Raw genomic sequence first — 22,154 nt, forward strand, 5'->3', positions numbered from 1 at the left:
GCCGGGCCGACAAACTGGCAATATCAAACCTTTGATTTGCGGAGAAACGGACATGTCCCTACGCACCCTGCTCACCACGCTGCTGCTGACCTGCAGTTTTTCGGTCATGGCCGCCACCGAGATCGTGCCCCTGAATTACCGCACCAGCGCCGACCTGCTGCCAGTAGCGCAGAACTTCATCGGCAAGGACGGCAAGGTCAGCGCCTACGGCAACCAGCTGATCGTCAACGCCGAGCCCGACAAGATCGATGAACTCAAGACCTTCCTCGCGCAACTCGACACCGCCCCCAAACGCTTACTGATCACCGTCGACACCAACGAAAACAACTTTCAGGGCGATCAGGGCTACTCGGTCAACGGTGCCTCACCGAATCAAACCCGCATCATCAATCGCAGCACCGACAGCCGTGAAGGCGGTATCCAGCAGATTCAGGCCAGCGAAGGCGCACCGGCGCTAATCCAGGTCGGCCAAAGCGTGCCGCTCACCAGCACTCAGACTGACGGCTATGGCGACCTGCGCAGCCAGACCGAATACCGCAATGTCACCCAGGGTTTCTACGTCACCGCCAGCGTCACCGGCAACATCGTTCACCTGGCTATCAGCACCAACCGTGACCGGATGAGCCAGGAACGTCCCGATGTAGTGAACGTGCAAAGTACCGACACAACTGTCAGCGGTCGACTGGGCGAGTGGATCACCCTGGCCGGCGTGAATCGTCAGACTCAGGCCGACAAACAGGGCCTGACCCGCAGCTACTCGACTCAGGGCCGGGATGACATGACTTTACGGGTGAAAGTCGACACCTTGGACTAAAGCACCAAAAACTGACTGATTAGTCGTATTAGACCAAAGATGTAGTGCTTGAAAAAAAGCACTACAAAACGTTTGACGAGCCAAAAAAGCAAAGGCATGATGGCCTCGCTCCCGCTAATCAGAGGCCCTGGCAAGGGCTTTCGAGTCGCTGTTCGCACCCTACCCCGCGAGCCGATTCGTGTCTGTACCGCCCACAAGGTGTGTTTGACGAGGTTGCCGACTGGAACGAAGTTGTCCCGAGGGACGGAAGCGTAATTAGGTAACCCGGCTCCACACTGAAGTTCGCACCAAGGCCCACGACGCCCGAATGCGCTCGCCAGTTCGCCCTTACCTGCTCACCTCCCCCTCGAGCCCATCGTTCATCCCGTCGCCATCCCCGCCGAACCCGACTTGACCGCCTAAGCTTCTGGTCAGCGAGCAGCCATGTACGCCCCCAACTGAATGAGCGTATTTGGCACGCAGGAATTGTTCACCCAGAACCATTTTCGATTAAAGACGCGACGAGGTTTATCTCCATGGCACTGACACGCGAACAGCAAATTGCAGCCCTCGAAAAAGACTGGGCTGAAAACCCACGCTGGAAAGGCGTGAAGCGCAATTACTCCGCTGCTGACGTCGTCCGTCTGCGTGGCTCGGTTCAACCTGAGCACACCTTTGCAAAAATGGGCGCCGAGAAGCTCTGGAACCTGGTGACCCAGGGCGCCAAGCCGTCCTTCCGCCCTGAGAAAGATTTCGTCAACTGCATGGGCGCCCTGACCGGTGGCCAGGCGGTACAGCAAGTCAAGGCCGGCATCCAGGCGATCTACCTGTCGGGCTGGCAAGTGGCTGCGGATAACAACTCCGCCGAATCGATGTACCCGGACCAGTCGCTGTACCCGGTGGATTCGGTTCCAACCGTGGTCAAGCGCATCAACAACTCGTTCCGTCGCGCTGACCAGATCCAGTGGAAAGCTGGCAAGAACCCGGGCGACGAAGGCTACATCGACTACTTCGCCCCGATCGTGGCTGACGCTGAAGCCGGTTTCGGCGGCGTGCTGAACGCTTACGAGCTGATGAAAAGCATGATCGAAGCAGGCGCCGCCGGCGTTCACTTCGAAGACCAACTGGCCTCCGTGAAAAAATGCGGCCACATGGGCGGCAAGGTACTGGTTCCGACCCAGGAAGCCGTGCAGAAGCTGACCGCTGCTCGTCTGGCAGCCGACGTCGCCGGTGTACCGACCATTATCCTGGCCCGTACCGACGCCAACGCTGCTGACCTGCTGACGTCCGACTGCGACCCGTACGACCAGCCATTCGTGACCGGCACCCGTACCCAGGAAGGCTTCTACAAGGTTCGCGCCGGTCTCGACCAGGCCATCGCTCGCGGCCTGGCCTACGCGCCGTACGCCGACCTGATCTGGTGCGAAACCGCCAAGCCGGATCTGGACGAAGCCCGTCGCTTCGCCGAAGCGATCAAAAAGGAATACCCGGACCAACTGCTGTCGTACAACTGCTCGCCTTCCTTCAACTGGAAGAAAAACCTGGACGACGCGACCATCGCCAAGTTCCAGCGCGAACTGTCCGCCATGGGTTACAAGCACCAGTTCATCACCCTGGCCGGCATTCACAACATGTGGCACAGCATGTTCAACCTGGCACACGACTACGCCCGCAACGACATGACTGCCTACGTGAAGCTGCAAGAGCAAGAGTTCGCTGACGCCGCCAAGGGCTACACCTTCGTGGCTCACCAGCAGGAAGTGGGCACCGGCTACTTCGACGACATGACCACCGTGATCCAGGGTGGCACGTCTTCGGTAACCGCACTGACCGGCTCGACCGAAGAAGAACAGTTCCACTGATCTGCTTCGCTTAAACAAACGGCCCTTGCGGACCGAATAAAAAGCTAACCGCAAAGCCGCTCATCTGACGCCCCGACTGGTTCGGGGCGTTTTTTTGCCTGCGATTCTCCCCCTCTGTAGGAGCGAGGCTTGCCCGCGAAGAATGCGCTGCGGTTTTTCAGACATACCGCATCATCGTTCTTCGCGGGCAAGCCTCGCTCCTACGGGATCGGGTGCAGGAAAAAACCTTGATCCAGAGCAGTTTCACGATCAGGAAAACAAGGTAAAACCACCCCGCGCGCTACTTGCAGTAACGCGCATATAAGACAACTTCCCAAACCGCTGCTCGCTAAACAGTTTGAAAACCACACCAAATAACATTGATTATCATTTAGCGGAAACTATGTTCGTTACATTCCCTACAAAACATATTTGACAAAACCCCCGCTAATGCCCGAACCGTATGGGCTACAGGGCTTTGGAGATGCGCCATGTCCTTATTCCAATAAATAATTTCGCTATAGGAATTTTACTTGCAGGGTGTTTAGCCATAAAATCAGCGGGATTGATTGCTGCGACATATCGTCACTGCCTTATTTCTTTATCAAGCTCAGAGACCTTTGCTCTCTGTTAAGGATTACCAGCATGCCCGAAGCGACCGGACTCATGGCCCACAACTGGGGCTTTGCCATTTTCCTTCTGGGTGTCGGCGGCCTTTGCGCCTTCATGCTCGGCGTCTCCAGCCTCCTCGGGTCAAAAGCCTGGGGCCGCAGCAAAAACGAACCGTTCGAGTCCGGCATGCTACCTACAGGTGGCGCCCGCTTGCGGCTCTCAGCCAAATTCTATCTGGTCGCGATGCTCTTCGTGATCTTCGATATCGAAGCCCTCTTTCTCTTTGCCTGGTCTGTGTCCGTCCGCGAAAGCGGCTGGACCGGATTCGTCGAAGCTCTCGTTTTCATAGCAATTCTGTTGGCAGGTCTTGTCTACCTATTTCGAGTGGGCGCCCTTGACTGGGCTCCGGCAGCTCGTCTTAAGCGGCAAGCGAAGCTGAAACAATGAGGCTTTGGCAATGCAATACAATCTCACCAGGATCGACCCCGATGCTCCTAACGAGCAGTATCCGATTGGCCAACGGGAAACCGTTTCCGATCCGTTAGAAGATCAAGTTCACAAAAACATTTTCATGGGCAAGCTCGAAGACGTGCTCAACGGCACGATCAACTGGGGGCGCAAGAACTCCCTGTGGCCGTATAACTTCGGTCTTTCGTGCTGCTACGTGGAAATGACCACCGCCTTCACGGCGCCCCACGACATCGCGCGCTTTGGCGCCGAGGTAATCCGGGCATCGCCGCGTCAGGCGGATTTCATGGTTATCGCCGGTACCTGCTTCATCAAGATGGCGCCGATCATTCAGCGTCTCTACGAGCAGATGCTCGAACCTAAATGGGTCATTTCCATGGGTTCGTGCGCCAACTCCGGTGGCATGTACGACATCTACTCCGTCGTTCAAGGGGTGGACAAGTTCCTGCCCGTGGACGTCTACGTGCCTGGCTGCCCACCCCGCCCTGAAGCTTTTCTGCAAGGCTTGATGCTGTTGCAGGAGTCGATTGGCCAGGAGCGTCGCCCACTTTCCTGGGTCGTTGGCGATCAAGGCGTTTACCGCGCCGAGATGCCTTCGCAAAAGGAACAGCGCCGCGAACAGCGTATTCAGGTAACCAACCTGCGCAGCCCCGACGAAGTCTGATCCAGATCTGCTTCTTTTATAGAACGAGAACCTGGCTTCATTCTTTACGTTGACCGAAAGCGATAAATAACCATGACTGCAGGCAGTGCTCTGTACATCCCGCCTTATAAGGCAGACGACCAGGATGTGGTCGTCGAACTGAACAACCGTTTTGGCCCAGAGGCGTTCACCGCCCAGCCTACCCGCACCGGCATGCCGGTGCTTTGGGTTGCCCGTGCCAAACTCGTCGAAGTCCTGACTTTCCTGCGCAACCTGCCCAAGCCGTACGTCATGCTCTATGACCTGCACGGCGTGGACGAGCGTCTGCGTACCAAGCGTCAAGGGCTGCCAAACGGCGTCGACTTCACTGTGTTCTATCACTTGATGTCGATCGAACGTAATAGTGACGTAATGATCAAGGTCGCCTTGTCCGAGAGCGACCTCAACCTGCCGAGCGTCACCAGCATCTGGCCGAACGCCAACTGGTACGAGCGTGAAGTGTGGGACATGTACGGCATTCACTTTGCCGGCCACCCGCACCTGAGCCGCATCATGATGCCGCCGACCTGGGAAGGTCACCCGCTGCGCAAGGACTTCCCGGCCCGTGCCACCGAGTTCGATCCGTTCAGCCTGACCCTGGCCAAGCAACAGCTTGAGGAAGAAGCCGCGCGCTTCAAGCCTGAAGACTGGGGCATGAAGCGTTCCGGCCCGAACGAGGACTACATGTTCCTCAACCTGGGTCCGAACCACCCTTCGGCCCACGGTGCGTTCCGTATCATCCTGCAGCTGGACGGTGAAGAGATCGTCGACTGCGTGCCAGACGTCGGCTACCACCACCGTGGTGCCGAGAAGATGGCCGAGCGCCAGTCCTGGCACAGTTTCATTCCGTACACCGACCGTATCGACTACCTCGGCGGCGTAATGAACAACCTGCCGTACGTGCTCTCGGTCGAGAAGCTGGCCGGCATCAAGGTGCCCGAGAAGGTCGACGTCATCCGCATCATGATGGCCGAGTTCTTCCGGATCACCAGCCACCTGCTGTTCCTGGGGACTTACATCCAGGACGTCGGCGCCATGACTCCGGTGTTCTTCACCTTCACCGACCGCCAGAAGGCGTACACGGTGATCGAAGCCATTACCGGTTTCCGCCTGCACCCGGCCTGGTACCGCATCGGTGGCGTCGCCCACGACCTGCCACGCGGCTGGGAAAAACTGGTCAAGGATTTCGTCGAGTGGATGCCAAAGCGTCTGGACGAATACCAGAAAGCCGCACTGGACAACAGCATCCTGCGTGGCCGGACCATCGGCGTCGCCGCCTACAACACCAAGGAAGCCCTGGAATGGGGCGTCACCGGTGCCGGCCTGCGTTCGACCGGTTGCAATTTCGACCTGCGTAAAGCTCGCCCCTACTCCGGCTACGAAAACTTCGAATTCGAAGTCCCGCTGGCGGCCAATGGCGATGCCTACGACCGTTGCATCGTTCGCGTCGAAGAAATGCGCCAGAGCATCAAGATCATCGAGCAGTGCCTGCGCAACATGCCGGAAGGCCCGTACAAGGCGGACCACCCGCTGACCACGCCGCCGCCTAAAGAGCGCACGCTGCAGCACATCGAGACCCTGATCACGCACTTCCTGCAAGTTTCGTGGGGCCCGGTCATGCCGGCCAACGAATCCTTCCAGATGATCGAAGCGACCAAGGGCATCAACAGTTATTACCTGACGAGCGATGGCGGCACCATGAGCTACCGCACCCGGATTCGTACCCCAAGCTTCCCGCACCTGCAGCAGATCCCTTCGGTGATCAAAGGCAGCATGGTCGCGGACTTGATCGCGTACCTGGGTAGTATCGATTTCGTTATGGCCGACGTGGACCGTTAAGCATGAACAGCACGCTTATCCTGACAGACCGTTTCGCCCTGAGCGAAACCGAGCGCTCGGCCATCGAGCACGAGCTGCATCACTACGAAGACCCGCGCGCGGCGTCGATCGAAGCCCTGAAGATCGTCCAGAAGGAACGTGGCTGGGTGCCTGACGGCGCGCTCTACGCCATCGGCGAAATCCTCGGCATCCCGGCCAGCGACGTTGAAGGGGTGGCTACTTTCTATAGCCAGATCTTCCGTCAGCCAGTCGGCCGTCACATCATTCGCGTCTGCGACAGCATGGTCTGCTACATCGGCGGCCATGAATCGGTGGTCAGCGAAATCCAGAGCAAGCTGGGCATCGGCCTGGGCCAGACCACCGCCGATGGTCGCTTCACCCTGCTGCCGGTCTGCTGCCTCGGCAACTGTGACAAGGCGCCGGCGTTGATGATCGACGACGACACATTCGGTGATGTGCAGCCTGCCGGCGTTGCCAAATTGCTCGAGGGCTACGTATGACCCTGACTTCCTTCGGTCCTGCCAACCGCATCAAGCGTTCGGCCGAGACTCACCCGCTCACCTGGCGTCTGCGTGACGACGGCGAAGCCGTATGGCTCGACGAGTACCAGGCCAAGAACGGTTACGCCGCTGCACGCAAGGCCTTCGCCGACATGGCCCAGGACGACATCGTCCAGACCGTGAAAGACTCCGGCCTCAAGGGCCGCGGCGGTGCAGGCTTCCCCACTGGCGTGAAGTGGGGCCTGATGCCCAAGGACGAATCCATCAACATCCGCTACCTGCTGTGCAACGCGGATGAAATGGAGCCGAACACCTGGAAAGACCGCATGCTGATGGAGCAACTGCCCCATCTGCTGATCGAAGGCATGCTGATCAGTGCTCGCGCGCTGAAAACCTACCGTGGCTACATCTTCCTGCGTGGCGAATACACCACCGCCGCCAAGCACCTGAACCGTGCCGTGGAAGAAGCCAAGGCAGCAGGTCTGCTGGGCAAGAACATCCTGGGCAGCGGCTTCGATTTCGAGCTGTTCGTCCACACCGGTGCCGGGCGTTACATCTGCGGTGAAGAAACCGCACTGATCAACTCCCTCGAAGGTCGCCGCGCCAACCCGCGCTCCAAGCCGCCCTTCCCTGCCGCCGTGGGCGTGTGGGGCAAGCCGACTTGCGTGAACAACGTTGAAACCTTGTGCAACGTGCCGGCGATCATCGCCGACGGCGTGGACTGGTACAAATCGTTGGCCCGCGAAGGCAGCGAAGACATGGGCACCAAGCTCATGGGCTTCTCCGGCAAGGTCAAGAACCCGGGCCTGTGGGAATTGCCGTTCGGCGTTACCGGTCGCGAGTTGTTCGAAGACTACGCCGGTGGCATGCGCGACGGTTACAAGCTCAAGTGCTGGCAGCCAGGCGGCGCCGGTACCGGCTTCCTGTTGCCGGAACACCTGGACGCACAAATGTACGCCGGCGGCATCGCCAAAGTGGGCACCCGTATGGGTACCGGCCTGGCCATGGCGGTGGACGACAGCGTCAACATGGTGTCCCTGCTGCGCAACATGGAAGAGTTCTTCGCCCGTGAATCGTGTGGTTTCTGCACCCCATGCCGTGACGGTCTGCCGTGGAGCGTCAAGCTGCTGCGCGCGATCGAGAACGGTGAAGGGCAAGCCGGCGATATCGAGACCCTGCTGGGTCTGGTCGGTTTCCTCGGCCCAGGCAAGACCTTCTGTGCTCACGCACCGGGTGCCGTGGAGCCGTTGGGCAGTGCCATCAAATACTTCCGTCCAGAGTTCGAAGCCGGCATCGCGCCTACCCGCGCCGTCGTCCCGCCTCTGGCAAAGCCGATCGTAGTCGGCGCTTAACGCTTTAAAAAAGGCGAACGGTCCGTGCCGTTCGCCTTTCGTCCGATGACGCCTTTCGAGGCTGTTTGGATTTGGACGGATAACAAGATTCCATTAGCCACGCCCGCTGACACCGGGCCAACGAAGAACTTTGAACCATGGCCACTATCCACGTAGACGGCAAAGAGCTCGAAGTCGATGGGGCAGACAACCTGTTACAGGCATGTCTGTCGCTAGGCCTCGATATCCCTTATTTCTGCTGGCACCCAGCCCTTGGCAGCGTTGGCGCTTGCCGCCAGTGCGCGGTCAAGCAGTACACCGACGAGAACGACAAGCGTGGTCGGATCGTCATGTCCTGCATGACCCCCGCCACCGACGGCAGCTGGATCTCCATCGACGACGAAGAAGCGAAAGTGTTTCGCGCCAGCGTCGTTGAATGGCTGATGACCAACCACCCTCACGACTGCCCGGTCTGTGAGGAAGGCGGTCACTGCCACCTGCAAGACATGACGGTGATGACCGGCCACAACGAGCGCCGTTATCGCTTCACCAAGCGTACCCACCAGAACCAGCAACTGGGCCCGTTCATTTCCCACGAAATGAACCGCTGCATCGCCTGCTATCGCTGCGTGCGCTTCTATAAGGACTACGCCGGTGGCACCGATCTCGGTGTGTTTGGCGCCCACGACAACGTGTACTTCGGTCGCGTTGAAGACGGCACCCTGGAAAGCGAGTTCTCCGGCAACCTCACCGAGGTCTGCCCGACCGGTGTGTTCACCGACAAGACTCACTCCGAGCGCTACAACCGCAAATGGGACATGCAGTTCTCGCCGAGCATCTGCCATGGCTGCTCCAGCGGTTGCAACATCTCCCCGGGCGAGCGTTACGGCGAACTGCGCCGCATCGAAAACCGCTTCAACGGTTCGGTGAACCAGTACTTCCTGTGCGACCGTGGCCGTTTCGGCTATGGCTATGTCAACCGCAAGGATCGCCCACGTCAGCCACTGCTGGCCAACGGCGCGAAACTGAGCCTGGACGAAGCACTGGATAAAGCCGCCGACCTGCTGCGCGGTCGCAACATCGTCGGTATCGGTTCGCCACGCGCCAGCCTCGAAAGCAACTACGCGCTGCTCGAACTGGTCGGCGCCGAGCACTTCTACTCCGGTATCGAAGCCTCGGAGCTGGAACGCATTCGTCTGGTCATGCAGGTGCTCAAAGACAGCCCGCTGCCGATCCCGAACATGCGCGACGTCGAAGACCACGATGCGATTTTCGTCCTCGGCGAAGACCTGACCCAGACCGCTGCGCGCATGGCCCTGGCCCTGCGTCAATCGGTCAAGGGCAAGGCCGAAGACATGGCCGACGCCATGCGCGTTCAGCCATGGCTCGACGCCGCGGTGAAGAACATCGGCCAGCACGAGCTGAACCCGCTGTTCATCGCCAGCCTGGCTGAAACCAAGCTCGACGACATCGCTGAAGAATGCGTTCACGCCGCACCAGACGACCTGGCCCGCATCGGTTTCGCCGTGGCTCACGCCCTCGACGCCAGCGCACCGGCCGTTGAAGGTCTGGACGCTGAAGCTCTGGCGCTGGCCAAGCGCATTGCCGACGCCCTGCTCGCCGCCAAGCGTCCGCTGATCATTGCCGGTACCTCGCTGGGTTCCAAGGCGCTGATCGAAGCGGCGGCAAACATCGCCAAAGCCCTGAAGCTGCGCGAGAAGAACGGTTCCATCAGCCTGATCGTGCCAGAGGCCAACAGCCTCGGCCTGGCCATGCTCGGCGGCAACTCGGTCGACGAAGCGCTGCAAGCGGTAATCGACGGCCGTGCCGACGCCATCGTCGTGCTGGAAAACGACCTGTACACCCGCACCGACAAATCCAAGGTCGATGCTGCCCTGAACGCCGCGAAAGTGGTGATCGTGGCGGACCATCAGAAGACCGCCACCAGCGATCGCGCGCACCTGGTACTGCCAGCGGCCAGCTTCGCTGAAGGCGACGGTACGCTGGTCAGCCAGGAAGGCCGCGCCCAGCGCTTCTTCCAGGTCTTCGACCCGACTTACCTCGACGCGAGCATTCTGGTTCACGAAGGCTGGCGCTGGCTGCACGCCCTGCGTTCGACCCTGCTGAACCAGCCGATCGACTGGACCCAACTGGACCACGTCACCGCTGCCGTTGCTGCAAGCACGCCGCAACTGGCGCGTATCGTCGATGCCGCACCGTCCGCCGCATTCCGGATCAAAGGCCTGAAACTGGCGCGCGAACCGCTGCGTTACTCCGGTCGTACCGCCATGCGCGCCGACATCAGCGTGCACGAACCGCGTACTTCCCAGGATAACGACACCGCGTTCTCGTTCTCCATGGAAGGTTACTCGGGCTCCGCCGAACCGCGCCAGCAAGTACCTTTCGCCTGGTCTCCGGGCTGGAACTCGCCGCAAGCCTGGAACAAGTTCCAGGACGAAGTCGGTGGTCACCTGCGCGCTGGCGACCCGGGCACTCGCCTGATCGAAAGCACCGGTGATTCGCTGAACTGGTTCGCCAGTGTTCCGCGTGCGTTCAACCCGGCGCCAGGCACCTGGCAGGTCGTACCGTTCTTCCACCTGTTCGGCAGCGAAGAAAACTCTTCCAAAGCCGCACCGGTGCAGGAACGCATCCCGGCCGCCTACGTGTCGCTGGCCAAGTCCGAAGCCGATCGCCTGGGTGTCAATGACGGTGCCCTGCTGAGCTTGAACGTTGCCGGCCAGACTTTGCGTCTGCCGCTGCGCATCAACGAAGAGCTGGGTGCCGGTCTGGTCGCATTGCCTGCAGGTATCGCCGGCATTCCACCAGCCATCTTTGGCAAATCCGTTGACGGTCTGCAGGAGGCAGCGCTATGACCTGGTTCACTCCTGAAGTGATCGATGTAATCATCGCGGTCCTCAAGGCCATCGTGATTCTGCTCGCCGTAGTGGTTTGCGGCGCGCTGCTGAGCTGGGTCGAGCGTCGTTTGCTCGCCCTCTGGCAGGACCGTTACGGTCCGAACCGCGTCGGCCCGTTCGGCGCGTTCCAGATTGCGGCCGACATGATCAAGATGTTCTTCAAGGAAGACTGGACCCCGCCGTTCGCCGACAAAGTGATCTTCACCCTGGCACCGGTCGTGGCCATGAGCGCCTTGCTGATTGCCTTCGCGATCATCCCGATCACCCCGACCTGGGGCGTGGCGGATATCAACATCGGCATCCTGTTCTTCTTCGCCATGGCGGGTCTTTCGGTCTACGCGGTGCTGTTCGCCGGCTGGTCGAGCAACAACAAGTTCGCCCTGTTGGGCAGCTTGCGGGCCTCGGCACAAACCGTGTCGTACGAAGTGTTCATGGGCCTGTCGCTGATGGGCATCGTGATCCAGGTTGGCTCGTTCAACATGCGCGACATCGTTGAATACCAAGCGCAGAACATGTGGTTCATCATTCCGCAGATCTTTGGTTTCCTGACCTTCTTCATCGCTGGCGTCGCCGTGACTCACCGTCACCCGTTCGACCAGCCGGAAGCGGAACAGGAACTGGCCGATGGTTACCACATTGAATACGCCGGCATGAAATGGGGCATGTTCTTCGTAGGTGAGTACATCGGCATCGTGTTGATCTCGGCGCTGCTGGTCACGCTGTTCTTCGGTGGCTGGCACGGCCCGTTCGGCCTGCTGCCGCAGATCCCGTTCATCTGGTTCGCACTGAAAACCGCGTTCTTCATCATGTTCTTCATCCTGCTGCGCGCCTCGATTCCGCGCCCACGGTATGACCAAGTGATGGACTTCAGCTGGAAGTTCTGCCTGCCGCTGACCCTCGTCAACATGCTGGTGACCGCTGCGATCGTGTTGCTCAACACGCCCGCCGTCGCGGCTCAGTGAGGATAGAGAATCATGAAGTACATTTTTGACATCGTGCATGGCTTCTTCACCCAGCTTCGCAGCCTGGTGATGATCTTCGGCCACGCCTTCCGCAAGCGCGACACTCTGCAGTACCCGGAAGAACCCGTGTACCTGCCGCCGCGTTTCCGTGGCCGTATCGTCCTGACCCGCGACCCCGACGGCGAAGAGCGTTGTGTAGCCTGCAACCTGTGCGCCGTGGCGTGCCCGGTGGGTTGCATCTCGCTGCAGAAAGCTGAAACCGAAGACGGTCGCTGGTACCCGGACTTCTTCCGCATCAACTTCTCGCGCTGCATTTTCTGCGGCCTCTGCGAGGAAGCCTGCCCTACCACCGCGATCCAGCTGACACCGGATTTCGAAATGGCCGAGTTCAAGCGGCAGGACCTGGTTTACGAGAAAGAAGATCTGCTGATCTCCGGTCCCGGTAAAAACCCTGACTACAACTTCTATCGTGTTGCAGGTATGGCGATTGCCGGTAAGCCAAAAGGCGCCGCGCAGAATGAAGCCGAGCCGATCAACGTGAAGAGCTTGCTGCCTTAAGGAAGAACGATGGAATTCGCTTTCTATTTCGCATCGGGTATCGCTGTTGTGTCCACGCTTCGCGTGATCACCAACACCAATCCCGTGCACGCCCTGCTCTACCTGATCATTTCGCTGATCGCCGTGGCCATGACGTTCTTCGCCCTTGGCGCACCGTTTGCCGGTGTACTGGAAGTGATCGCCTACGCCGGCGCCATCATGGTGCTGTTCGTGTTCGTGGTGATGATGCTGAACCTGGGCCCGGCCTCGGTTCAGCAAGAGCGCGTCTGGCTCAAGCCCGGTATCTGGCTGGGCCCGGTCGTACTCGGCGGCCTGCTGCTGGCTGAACTGCTGTATGTGCTGTTCAGCCACTCCAGCGGCCAGGCCCTCGGCCACACCACCGTAGACGCCAAGGCCGTGGGCATCAGCCTGTTCGGTCCTTACCTGCTGGTGGTCGAACTCGCCTCGATGCTGCTGCTCGCCGCAGCCGTCACGGCGTTCCACTTGGGCCGCAACGAAGCCAAGGAGCAATGACGATGCCTGCTATCCCTTTGGAGCATGGTCTGGCGGTCGCCGGCATCCTGTTCTGCCTCGGTCTGGTCGGCCTGATGGTCCGGCGCAACATTCTCTTCGTGCTGATGAGCCTGGAGGTCATGATGAATGCCTCCGCACTGGCGTTCATCGTTGCCGGTAGCCGCTGGGCGCAGCCGGATGGACAGATCATGTTCATCCTGGTGATCAGCCTGGCAGCCGCCGAGGCCAGTATCGGCCTGGCGATTCTGTTGCAGCTGTATCGCCGCTTCCACACTCTCGATATCGACGCTGCCAGCGAGATGCGCGGATGAACCTTCTCTATCTGACTTTCCTGTTCCCCCTGATCGGTTTTGTGCTGCTGGCGTTCTCCCGGGGACGCCTCTCGGAAAACCTCTCGGCGCTGATCGGCGTCGGCTCCATCGGCTTGTCGGCGATCGTCGCGGCTTATGTGATCTGGCAATTCAACGTTGCACCGCCGGAAGGTGGCCACTACACCCTGGTGCTGTGGCAATGGATGGCGGTGGAAGGCTTCACGCCGAACTTCGCCCTGTACCTGGATGGTCTGTCCGTGACCATGCTCGGTGTGGTGGTGGGCGTGGGCTTCCTGATCCACCTGTTCGCGTCCTGGTACATGCGCGGTGAAGCCGGTTACTCGCGCTTCTTCGCCTACACCAACCTGTTTATCGCCAGCATGCTGTTCCTGGTCCTGGCCGATAACCTGTTGTTCGTGTACTTCGGCTGGGAAGGCGTGGGCCTGTGCTCGTACCTGTTGATCGGTTTCTACTACAGCAACCGCAACAACGGTAACGCGGCACTCAAAGCCTTCATCGTGACCCGCGTCGGCGACGTGTTCATGGCCATCGGCCTGTTCATCCTGTTCCAGCAACTGGGCACGCTGAATATCCAGGAACTGCTGGTCAAGGCGCCTGAGCACTTCAAGGCCGGTGACTTCTGGATCGTTCTGGCGACCCTGATGCTGCTGGGCGGCGCTGTCGGTAAATCCGCGCAACTGCCGCTGCAAACCTGGCTGGCGGATGCGATGGCCGGCCCTACTCCGGTTTCGGCACTGATCCACGCCGCGACCATGGTAACCGCCGGTGTCTACCTGATCGCCCGTACCCACGGCCTGTTCGCACTGGCGCCGGATATCCTGCACCTGGTAGGTGTCGTGGGTGGCGTGACGCTGGTGCTGGCAGGTTTTGCCGCGCTGGTTCAGACCGACATCAAACGTATCCTCGCCTACTCGACCATGAGCCAGATCGGCTACATGTTCCTGGCCCTGGGCGTCGGTGCATGGGATGGCGCGATCTTCCACCTGATGACCCACGCCTTCTTCAAGGCGCTGCTGTTCCTTGCATCCGGTGCGGTGATCGTTGCCTGCCACCACGAGCAGAACATCTTCAAGATGGGCGGCCTGTGGAAGAAACTGCCACTGGCCTACGCCAGCTTCATCGTCGGCGGCGCGGCCCTGGCGGCCTTGCCTCTGGTGACCGCGGGCTTCTACTCCAAGGATGAAATCCTCTGGGAAGCGTTCGCCAGCGGTAACGAAGGCCTGCTGTATGCCGGTCTGGTCGGTGCCTTCATGACCTCGCTGTACACCTTCCGCCTGATCTTCATCACGTTCCACGGTGAAGCGAAGACCGAAGCCCATGCCGGTCACGGCATTGCTCACTGGCTGCCGCTGTCGGTGCTGATCGTACTGTCGACGTTCGTCGGCGCGATGATCGTTCCACCGCTGCACGGTGTGTTGCCGGAAAGCGTCGGCCATGCCGGCGGCGAAGCCAAGCACAGCCTGGAAATCGCTTCGGGCGCCATCGCCCTGTCCGGTATCCTGCTGGCCGCGCTGCTGTTCCTCGGCAAGCGTCGCTTCGTCACGGCTATCGCCAACAGCGGTGTCGGCCGCTTCCTTTCGGCCTGGTGGTTCGCTGCCTGGGGCTTCGACTGGATCTACGACAAACTGTTCGTCAAGCCATACCTTGCGATCAGCCACATTCTGCGCAAAGACCCGCTCGACCAGACCATCGGTCTGATCCCGCGTATGGCCAAAGGCGGTCACACCGCCCTGAGCCGCACCGAGACCGGTCAATTGCGTTGGTATGCCGCCTCGATGGCTGCTGGTGCCGTGCTGGTAATCGGCGCCGTCGTGCTGGTAGCGGTCTGACTATGAACCTTGCGAACTTGCGAAAGGAAACGAGCCCGTCATGATTCTGCCATGGCTAATCCTGATCCCCTTCATCGGCGGCCTGCTGTGCTGGATGGGTGAGCGCTTCGGCGCCACCCTCCCCCGCTGGATTGCGCTGATCACCATGTCCCTGCTGCTCTCCCTCGGCCTCTGGCTGTGGGCCAACGGTGACTATTCATTTGCACCAAAACCTGGCGCCGATCCGACCTGGGCGCTTGAGTTCAAACACGTCTGGATCCAGCGCTTCGGCATCAACGTGCACCTGGCCCTCGACGGCCTGTCGCTGTTGATGATCCTGCTGACCGGCCTGCTGGGTGTCCTCTCGGTACTCTGCTCCTGGAAAGAGATTCAGCGTCACGTGGGCTTCTTCCACCTGAACCTGATGTGGATCCTGGGCGGTGTCGTTGGCGTGTTCCTCGCCCTCGACCTGTTCATGTTCTTCTTCTTCTGGGAAATGATGCTGGTGCCGATGTACTTCCTCATCGCGCTCTGGGGTCACAGTTCTTCGGACGGCAAGAAAACCCGGATCTACGCGGCGACCAAGTTCTTCATCTTCACTCAGGCTTCCGGCCTGATCATGTTGGTGGCGATCCTGGGCCTGGTACTGGTCAACTTCAACGACACCGGCGTGATTACCTTCAACTACGCCGATCTGTTGAAAACCAAGATGTCGCAGACCACCGAGTACATCCTGATGCTCGGCTTCTTCATCGCCTTTGCGGTCAAGCTGCCCGTCGTACCGTTCCACTCCTGGTTGCCTGACGCTCACGCCCAGGCACCGACCGCGGGTTCCGTCGACCTGGCCGGTATCTTGCTGAAGACTGCTGCGTACGGCCTGCTGCGTTTCGCCCTGCCGCTGTTCCCGAATGCCTCGGCCGAGTTCGCGCCGTTCGCCATGACCCTGGGTCTGATCGGGATCTTCTACGGTGCGTTCCTGGCCTTTGCGCAAACCGACATCAAGCGTCTGATTGCCTTCTCGTCCGTTTCCCACATGGGCTTCGTGTTGATCGGCATCTACTCCGGCAGCCAACTGGCACTGCAGGGCGCGGTCATGCAGATGCTGGCTCACGGTCTGTCGGCCGCGGCACTCTTTATCCTCTCCGGTCAGCTGTACGAGCGCACCCACACCCGCGATATGCGCGAGATGGGTGGCCTGTGGTCGAAGATTGCCTACCTGCCAGCCCTCAGCCTGTTCTTCGCAGCGGCGTCGCTGGGCCTGCCGGCGACTGGTAACTTCGTCGGTGAGTTCCTGATCCTGATCGGCACCTTCGCCAGCGCGCCATGGGTCACCGTGATCGCCACGTCCGGCCTGGTATTCGGTTCGGTCTACTCGCTGATCATGATCCACCGCGCCTACTTCGGCCCGTCGAAATCCGACGCGGTGCTGCATGGCATGGACGGTCGCGAACTGATCATGGTGGTTGGGCTTGCGGCACTGCTGCTTTACATCGGCGTGTACCCGCAACCGTTCCTCGATACCTCTGCCGCGACGATGCATGGCGTGCAGCAGTGGCTCGGCTCCGCCTTCACTCAACTCGCTTCGGCCCGGTAAGAGCGCTATGGAATTCACGACTCAACACTTTATCGCGCTTGCGCCGTTGTTGATCACCAGCGCCACGATCATCGTGGTGATGCTGGCTATCGCGTGGCGCCGCAACCACTCGCAAACCTTCCTGCTGTCGGTGGCAGGTCTTAACCTGGCCTTGCTGTCGATCCTGCCAGCCCTGAAAGTCGCGCCATTGGCCGTGACCCCGTTGCTGCAGATCGACACCTTCGCCTGCCTGTACATGGCGCTGATCCTGGTCGCCACCCTCGCCTGTGTGACCCTCGCCCACGCCTACCTGGGCGATGGCGGTACGGGCTACCCGGGCAACCGTGAAGAACTTTACCTGCTGATCCTGATGTCCGCCGCCGGTGGCCTGGTGTTGGTCAGCGCGCAGCACCTGGCCGGTTTGTTCGTCGGTCTGGAACTGCTCTCGGTACCGGTCTACGGTCTGGTGGCTTACGCCTTCTTCAACAAGCGTTCGCTGGAAGCCGGCATCAAGTACATGGTGCTGTCGGCCGCCGGTTCCGCGTTCCTGTTGTTCGGCATGGCCCTGCTCTACGCCGAAGCCGGCAGCCTGAGCTTCAACGGCATCGGTCAGGCCCTGGCGGCCACCGGCCTGCCTAGCCCGATCGCGCAACTGGGCCTGGGCATGATGCTGATCGGCCTGGCGTTCAAACTGTCGCTGGTACCGTTCCACCTCTGGACCCCGGACGTTTACGAAGGGGCTCCGGCACCGGTGGCAGCGTTCCTGGCCACGGCCTCCAAAGTGGCTGTGTTCGCGGTGATGGTGCGTCTGTTCCAGATCTCGCCAGCGGCGAGCAGTGGCGTGCTGAGCAACGTGCTGACCGTCATCGCCATCGCGTCGATCCTGTTCGGTAACCTGCTGGCACTGACCCAGAGCAACCTCAAGCGTCTGCTGGGTTACTCGTCCATCGCACACTTCGGTTACCTGCTGATCGCCCTGGTGGCGAGCAAGGGCCTGGCCGTGGAAGCCATCGGCGTGTACCTGGTCACCTACGTGATCACCAGCCTCGGCGCGTTCGGTGTGATCACCCTGATGTCCTCGCCATACAGCGGCCGTGACGCGGATGCCCTGTACGAATACCGCGGCCTGTTCTGGCGCCGTCCGTACCTGACCGCCGTCCTGACCGTAATGATGCTGTCCCTGGCCGGTATCCCGCTGACCGCGGGCTTCATCGGCAAGTTCTACATCATCGCCACCGGCGTCGAATCGCACCAATGGTGGCTGGTCGGCTCCCTGGTACTGGGCAGCGCCATCGGCGTCTTCTACTACCTGCGTGTGATGGTCACCCTGTACCTGATGGAACCGAACCTGCGTCGCCACGATGCGCAACTGCACTGGGAACAACGTGCAGGCGGCGTGATGCTGCTGGCGATCGCCGTACTGGCGTTCTTCCTCGGCCTGTACCCACAACCGCTGCTGAACCTGGTTCAACAGTCGGGGTTGGCGGGTTGATCGCTTAAGCGATACTCGGTAGAAAACAGAAACGGCACCTTCGGGTGCCGTTTTTGCGTTTGTGGGATTTGTTACCGCTGCCCTCCCCTCCTTCTGCAATCCCCGAAACCTCGCGCGGGAATGTCCGTTTCGTCCTACATCCAACACTGCGCAATTGGCTCTATCTTGAATGACTGACTGGATCGATAAATCAACGCGAGAAAGAACAATGAACCGTGATATTGTCGTTCCGTTGGCCGAAGCAAAAAACAATCTGCCCAAACTCGTCGATGATGCAGCAGCCGGACAGATCATCACAATTGCCAAACATGGTCGGGCTCTTGCGCGTCTGGTTCCTGTAGGCAAACCCAGAGGTCAGCGGATCGGAGCGATGAAAGGCAAACTGGTGCTTCCGGATGACTTTGACACCTCACTGCCTGACGACATGCTCGATGCTTTTGAAGGCGCTCAAGAATGAGGCGTCTCGAAAACCTAGACATTGGTGGCCCTTGCCCCACGTTTCGAGTGCCGTTTTTGCGTTTTGAGATTGGAGCTTTCAGGCGCCAAATTATGCAGTGCTACTCAGGTCGGCCCCGAAGCCATCACAGTTTCTTCACCATAGGAACGCAGGCCAGTTGAAGACCGGAGGGGGAATGGTAAACCGCGGGCTCCTCCCCAATGTAACCACAGCGTCGATAAAAGTCGGCGGCATTCAAAGTCGCATCCAGACGGACTTCCACCAGGCCAAGATCCCGCGCCAGATCTTCGAGAAAGCCCACGATACGCTTACCCAGGCCTCGTTCCATAAAGTCAGGATGTATAAAGATTGCGCCGATTTCGCGGTTCTCCGGATCCAGCATGCCTGTCGCCACAGGCTCACCCTGAACGCACCCCAGATAGAAATATTTTTCCATGAGCACACAGTAACCGTCCTCTGCTGCCCCCGATGTCCAGGTCAGCATTTGCTTCTCGGTATAGGCACCGATGCATTGATGTCGGATGGCTAGCCGCCGTATGTCGAATGCAGTCTGGGCATCGCTTTGGGTAGCTTTTCTAATTTCGAACATTTCACTCTCCATCAGCCATGTGCAGACGGAGAATCAAAAAGCCCCGTCCATCTCTGGCGGGGCTTTGGGTAAGACGTCAAATACCAAGCACGTATGACCTTATGGCCCGCCGGAAGCGGTCATAAAGGAACACATCATGTTCATTCGGCGTCGATCATTCATCGGCAGATAGTGCTGTGGATGATCCGATGAGTCAATCGCGAACGCCCCTTCCCCCCGGCATTACCCGAACAGTCTCACCGGACTGGTCGCTTCGTCCTACAGGCGTTTTTACGGCCGGGGTCTACCTTGAAAACGGGGGACGAAAAGGATGGCATCGAAGCCTTGACCTATTCGATTATCAAGACAACACTATACGCAGGTGACGTACAGAACATGGATGCTCTTTTTATCGAATTACCTGCGTTTCAGAAACACCGAGACGATTACCTGGATGACGATCTGTTTCACAGTTTCCAGTTGGAGCTGCTGAAAAACCCCGAAGCGGGCGATCTCATTGAAGGCACGGGCGGGCTGCGAAAAATCCGCTTTTCCGATCAACGTCGCGGTAAAGGCAAGCGTAGCGGGCTTAGGGTGATTTATTACTGGTGGTCAGGTTTCGATCAATTCTGGCTGTTCACCGTGTATAGCAAAAACGAGCAAGACGACCTGTCGCCTTCCCAGAAAAAACTTTTCAGACAAACGCTGGATAGAGAAATCAACACGAGAACCCACTATGAAACGTGACATTTTTTCCGAACTGATGGAAGGCCTCGAAGCCTTGGCCGACGAGCGCCAAGGCAAGGTCACGCTGCGGACCCACAAGGTCAAGCTGCCGAAACTGGTACCCATCACTGCCGAGGAAGTGGTAGCCATCCGTCAACAGCTCAATCTTTCCCGGTCGGTGTTCGCCATGTATCTGCGCACCAACACCCGAACCCTCGAAAACTGGGAACAAGGACGGGCAACACCAAATGCCCAAGCCACGACACTGATCCGCTTGGTTGAACGCTTTCCGCAAACAATCGAACAACTCGCAGCGCTGACCTGAACGTGCAAGGTTGTCATTCCACGCACATGACGAAATTGTAATTCCCCCATCACCTTGGCGTTATCCGCAGCTTGCAACGATGTCACCCGGCGACCATGCCGGCGGGCCCTTGCCCGCCGAACAATAAAACCCACGCCGAAGCACGTTCCCGTTCTGCCGAACCCAAGGAGTGATTGATGGTTAACAATACAAAAATGTCGATAGCCGCTTTAGCGGTGGTTGTCGGCTCCGGGCCGTCCATGGTGTTGGCGGAAGAAAAACCCGAGGGGTTTATCGAGGGCAGCAGCCTGACGGTGCTCAACCGCAACTTATACTTCAATCGTGATCACCGTGACGGCCAGTCGAGTCCCACCGGCAATGGCTATTCCGAGGCCTGGGCTCACGCGGTCATCAGCAAGTTCGAATCCGGCTTTACCCAAGGCACCGTTGGATTCGGGGTCGATGCGTTTGCGATGATCGGCTTGAAACTCGATACCGGTGACGGGCGCAACGGTGGCCGTAGTTCTTTCGACGTGTTGCCGGTCGACAGCGATGGTCAGGCGCGGGATGAATACACCAAGGTCGGTGGCGCCGCCAAAGTTCGCGCCTTCGATACGGTGGTGAAGGTCGGCGATGTGTTCCCCGCCAACCCGGTGGTTGCGGCGGGTGACTCCCGACTGTTGCCGGAAAGCTTCCGGGGTGTCACGGCCACCAACAACAGTATCGAAGGTCTGTCGGTACAGGGCGGTCGCCTGCATGCGATGAGCCAGCCGGTGTCCAGCGACATGCGCGAAAACTTCGCGACTTTCTACGCCGGTCCAGTCAACTCGCCGTGGATCGGCTATCTCGGTGGCGACTATGCACTGAACAAAAACCTCAGTTTCAGCCTGTATTCCAGTCGCCTCAAGGATGCCTGGAATCAGTATTACGCCGGCACCGCATGGACTTATCCGCTGTCGGATGACCTGTCGCTGTTCGGTGGCTTGAACTATTACAAGGCGGTCGACGAAGGCAAACAACTGCTCGGCGAGTTCGACAACAACATCTGGAGCGGCCGTGTCGGGGTGAAACTCGGCGCCCACTCCGTTGCCTTGTCGCACCAGCGCAACAACGGCAACGACGACTTCGATTACCTGCGCCAGTCCGACTCGATCTTCCTCGACAACTCCATCCAGTACAGCGACTTCAACTCGCCCAAGGAACGTTCGTGGATGGTGCGTTACGACCTCGACATGAGCAGCTATGGCGTGTCGGGCTTGTCGTTCATGACCCGTTACGCCCGTGGCACCGACGCCGACTATTCCAACGCCAACGCCGTGTACATGCGCCGCGATGCCGACGGCAACCCACTGACTGACCAGAAGCGCTGGGAGCGCGACATCGAAGTCAAATACGTGGTGCAGAGCGGCTCGCTGAAAGACATGTCTCTTCGTTTGCGCCAGGCCACCACCCGCGCCACGGCGTTTGAGTCGGATCTGGATGAAGTGCGGGTGATTGTCGAGTATCCGCTGGCGATTCTCTGACTTCACGGCTAATGCAAATTCACCTTTAGAAGCTCCTTGCTCCTTTGGTAAGAGGTGAATCTTTTGGCGTCCTTCGGGGCGCCTTTTTTATGCCCGTGAATTGAGCACTGCAGAAGCAGCCTTCGGCGACGCCTACAGGGTCGGCTTCTGTTTCGGGAGGGTTTGGTGTTGGCTTTTTCATGATTTCGGCATTCAGCGTGATGGTTAGAGCTGACCCATTCGGTTCCACGCGAAAAGGAGGCAGCTGTACGCAGGTTGGAACCCGGGCCACTGAGCAAAACCCGACAGACTCGAAGTCTCCCGCGCACAGCCGCCATAACGGAGTGCACACATCAAGGTGCGCACGTCATGAAAGGC

At 59.4% G+C, this 22,154-nt stretch carries 20 protein-coding genes; 19 read left to right on the forward strand and 1 reads right to left on the reverse strand.

Annotated elements, in window-relative coordinates; genetic code table 11:
* Positions 1-52 precede the first annotated feature (52 nt).
* The 16 genes from LOY28_RS19035 to LOY28_RS19110 all read left to right on the forward strand — a co-directional run bounded on the left by LOY28_RS19035 (position 53) and on the right by LOY28_RS19110 (position 18,676).
* A complete protein-coding gene (locus LOY28_RS19035) occupies positions 53-814 on the forward strand; it encodes a secretin N-terminal domain-containing protein (protein WP_258612363.1) in 762 nt (253 codons plus the stop codon).
* A gap of 515 nt (positions 815-1,329) precedes the next feature.
* Positions 1,330-2,655 carry an isocitrate lyase gene (gene aceA, locus LOY28_RS19040; RefSeq protein ID WP_018925513.1) on the forward strand — a complete coding sequence of 442 codons (1,326 nt, stop codon included), beginning with the start codon at positions 1,330-1,332 and terminating at the stop codon, positions 2,653-2,655.
* Positions 2,656-3,279: 624 nt separating this feature from the next.
* Positions 3,280-3,693: an NADH-quinone oxidoreductase subunit A gene (locus LOY28_RS19045; RefSeq protein WP_007940868.1), complete on the forward strand. Its 414-nt coding sequence runs from the start codon at positions 3,280-3,282 to the stop codon at positions 3,691-3,693.
* 10 nt (positions 3,694-3,703) lie between these two features.
* On the forward strand, positions 3,704-4,378 hold the full coding sequence (locus tag LOY28_RS19050) for an NADH-quinone oxidoreductase subunit B family protein (protein ID WP_007940869.1): 675 nt from the start codon (positions 3,704-3,706) through the stop codon (positions 4,376-4,378).
* Positions 4,379-4,450: 72 nt separating this feature from the next.
* Positions 4,451-6,235 carry an NADH-quinone oxidoreductase subunit C/D gene (gene nuoC / locus LOY28_RS19055; protein WP_018925512.1) on the forward strand — a complete coding sequence of 595 codons (1,785 nt, stop codon included), beginning with the start codon at positions 4,451-4,453 and terminating at the stop codon, positions 6,233-6,235.
* A 2-nt stretch (positions 6,236-6,237) separates the two neighbouring features.
* Entirely contained in the window at positions 6,238-6,735 is a 498-nt protein-coding gene (gene nuoE, locus LOY28_RS19060) for an NADH-quinone oxidoreductase subunit NuoE (protein WP_007905058.1), read from the forward strand.
* Positions 6,732-8,087 carry an NADH-quinone oxidoreductase subunit NuoF gene (gene nuoF, locus LOY28_RS19065; protein WP_018925511.1) on the forward strand — a complete coding sequence of 452 codons (1,356 nt, stop codon included), beginning with the start codon at positions 6,732-6,734 and terminating at the stop codon, positions 8,085-8,087. The genes nuoE and nuoF overlap by 4 nt, the downstream gene beginning before the upstream one ends.
* Positions 8,088-8,224: 137 nt before the next feature.
* Complete coding sequence (gene nuoG, locus LOY28_RS19070; protein WP_018925510.1) at positions 8,225-10,939, forward strand: NADH-quinone oxidoreductase subunit NuoG; 2,715 nt, start codon at positions 8,225-8,227, stop codon at positions 10,937-10,939.
* Positions 10,936-11,943 carry an NADH-quinone oxidoreductase subunit NuoH gene (gene nuoH / locus LOY28_RS19075; protein ID WP_018925509.1) on the forward strand — a complete coding sequence of 336 codons (1,008 nt, stop codon included), beginning with the start codon at positions 10,936-10,938 and terminating at the stop codon, positions 11,941-11,943. The genes nuoG and nuoH overlap by 4 nt, the downstream gene beginning before the upstream one ends.
* 12 nt (positions 11,944-11,955) lie before the next feature.
* Complete coding sequence (gene nuoI / locus LOY28_RS19080) at positions 11,956-12,501, forward strand: NADH-quinone oxidoreductase subunit NuoI (RefSeq protein WP_007940875.1); 546 nt, start codon at positions 11,956-11,958, stop codon at positions 12,499-12,501.
* A 9-nt stretch (positions 12,502-12,510) separates the two neighbouring features.
* On the forward strand, positions 12,511-13,014 hold the full coding sequence (gene nuoJ / locus LOY28_RS19085; protein ID WP_018925508.1) for an NADH-quinone oxidoreductase subunit J: 504 nt from the start codon (positions 12,511-12,513) through the stop codon (positions 13,012-13,014).
* Positions 13,015-13,016: 2 nt separating this feature from the next.
* Positions 13,017-13,325 (forward strand): NADH-quinone oxidoreductase subunit NuoK, encoded by a 309-nt coding sequence (nuoK, locus tag LOY28_RS19090; RefSeq protein WP_007940879.1) that lies wholly within the window; start codon positions 13,017-13,019, stop codon positions 13,323-13,325.
* On the forward strand, positions 13,322-15,175 hold the full coding sequence (gene nuoL / locus LOY28_RS19095) for an NADH-quinone oxidoreductase subunit L (RefSeq protein WP_105343954.1): 1,854 nt from the start codon (positions 13,322-13,324) through the stop codon (positions 15,173-15,175). Before nuoK ends, nuoL begins: the two co-directional genes overlap by 4 nt.
* Before the next feature lie 40 nt (positions 15,176-15,215).
* Positions 15,216-16,748, forward strand: coding sequence for an NADH-quinone oxidoreductase subunit M (nuoM, locus tag LOY28_RS19100; protein ID WP_018925506.1), 1,533 nt, complete (start codon positions 15,216-15,218; stop codon positions 16,746-16,748).
* A 7-nt stretch (positions 16,749-16,755) separates the two neighbouring features.
* Positions 16,756-18,219 (forward strand): NADH-quinone oxidoreductase subunit NuoN, encoded by a 1,464-nt coding sequence (nuoN, locus tag LOY28_RS19105; protein WP_018925505.1) that lies wholly within the window; start codon positions 16,756-16,758, stop codon positions 18,217-18,219.
* A 169-nt stretch (positions 18,220-18,388) separates the two neighbouring features.
* Positions 18,389-18,676 (forward strand): type II toxin-antitoxin system Phd/YefM family antitoxin, encoded by a 288-nt coding sequence (locus LOY28_RS19110; RefSeq protein WP_258612364.1) that lies wholly within the window; start codon positions 18,389-18,391, stop codon positions 18,674-18,676.
* Between the two features lie 124 nt (positions 18,677-18,800).
* On the opposite strand, the gene LOY28_RS19115 is transcribed toward LOY28_RS19110, so the two are convergent.
* Complete coding sequence (locus LOY28_RS19115; protein ID WP_258612365.1) at positions 18,801-19,265, reverse strand: GNAT family N-acetyltransferase; 465 nt, start codon at positions 19,263-19,265, stop codon at positions 18,801-18,803.
* Between the two features lie 375 nt (positions 19,266-19,640).
* Here LOY28_RS19115 and LOY28_RS19120 point away from each other — a divergent pair, with 375 nt between their 5' ends.
* The 3 genes from LOY28_RS19120 to LOY28_RS19130 all read left to right on the forward strand — a co-directional run bounded on the left by LOY28_RS19120 (position 19,641) and on the right by LOY28_RS19130 (position 21,797).
* Positions 19,641-19,991 carry a hypothetical protein gene (locus LOY28_RS19120; protein WP_064621318.1) on the forward strand — a complete coding sequence of 117 codons (351 nt, stop codon included), beginning with the start codon at positions 19,641-19,643 and terminating at the stop codon, positions 19,989-19,991.
* Complete coding sequence (locus tag LOY28_RS19125) at positions 19,981-20,295, forward strand: DNA-binding transcriptional regulator (RefSeq protein ID WP_007940887.1); 315 nt, start codon at positions 19,981-19,983, stop codon at positions 20,293-20,295. Before LOY28_RS19120 ends, LOY28_RS19125 begins: the two co-directional genes overlap by 11 nt.
* Before the next feature lie 176 nt (positions 20,296-20,471).
* Complete coding sequence (locus tag LOY28_RS19130; RefSeq protein ID WP_258612366.1) at positions 20,472-21,797, forward strand: OprD family porin; 1,326 nt, start codon at positions 20,472-20,474, stop codon at positions 21,795-21,797.
* Positions 21,798-22,154: the final 357 nt, after the last annotated feature.

It is taken from the genome of Pseudomonas sp. B21-017, assembly GCF_024749245.1.
Lineage (GTDB): Bacteria > Pseudomonadota > Gammaproteobacteria > Pseudomonadales > Pseudomonadaceae > Aquipseudomonas.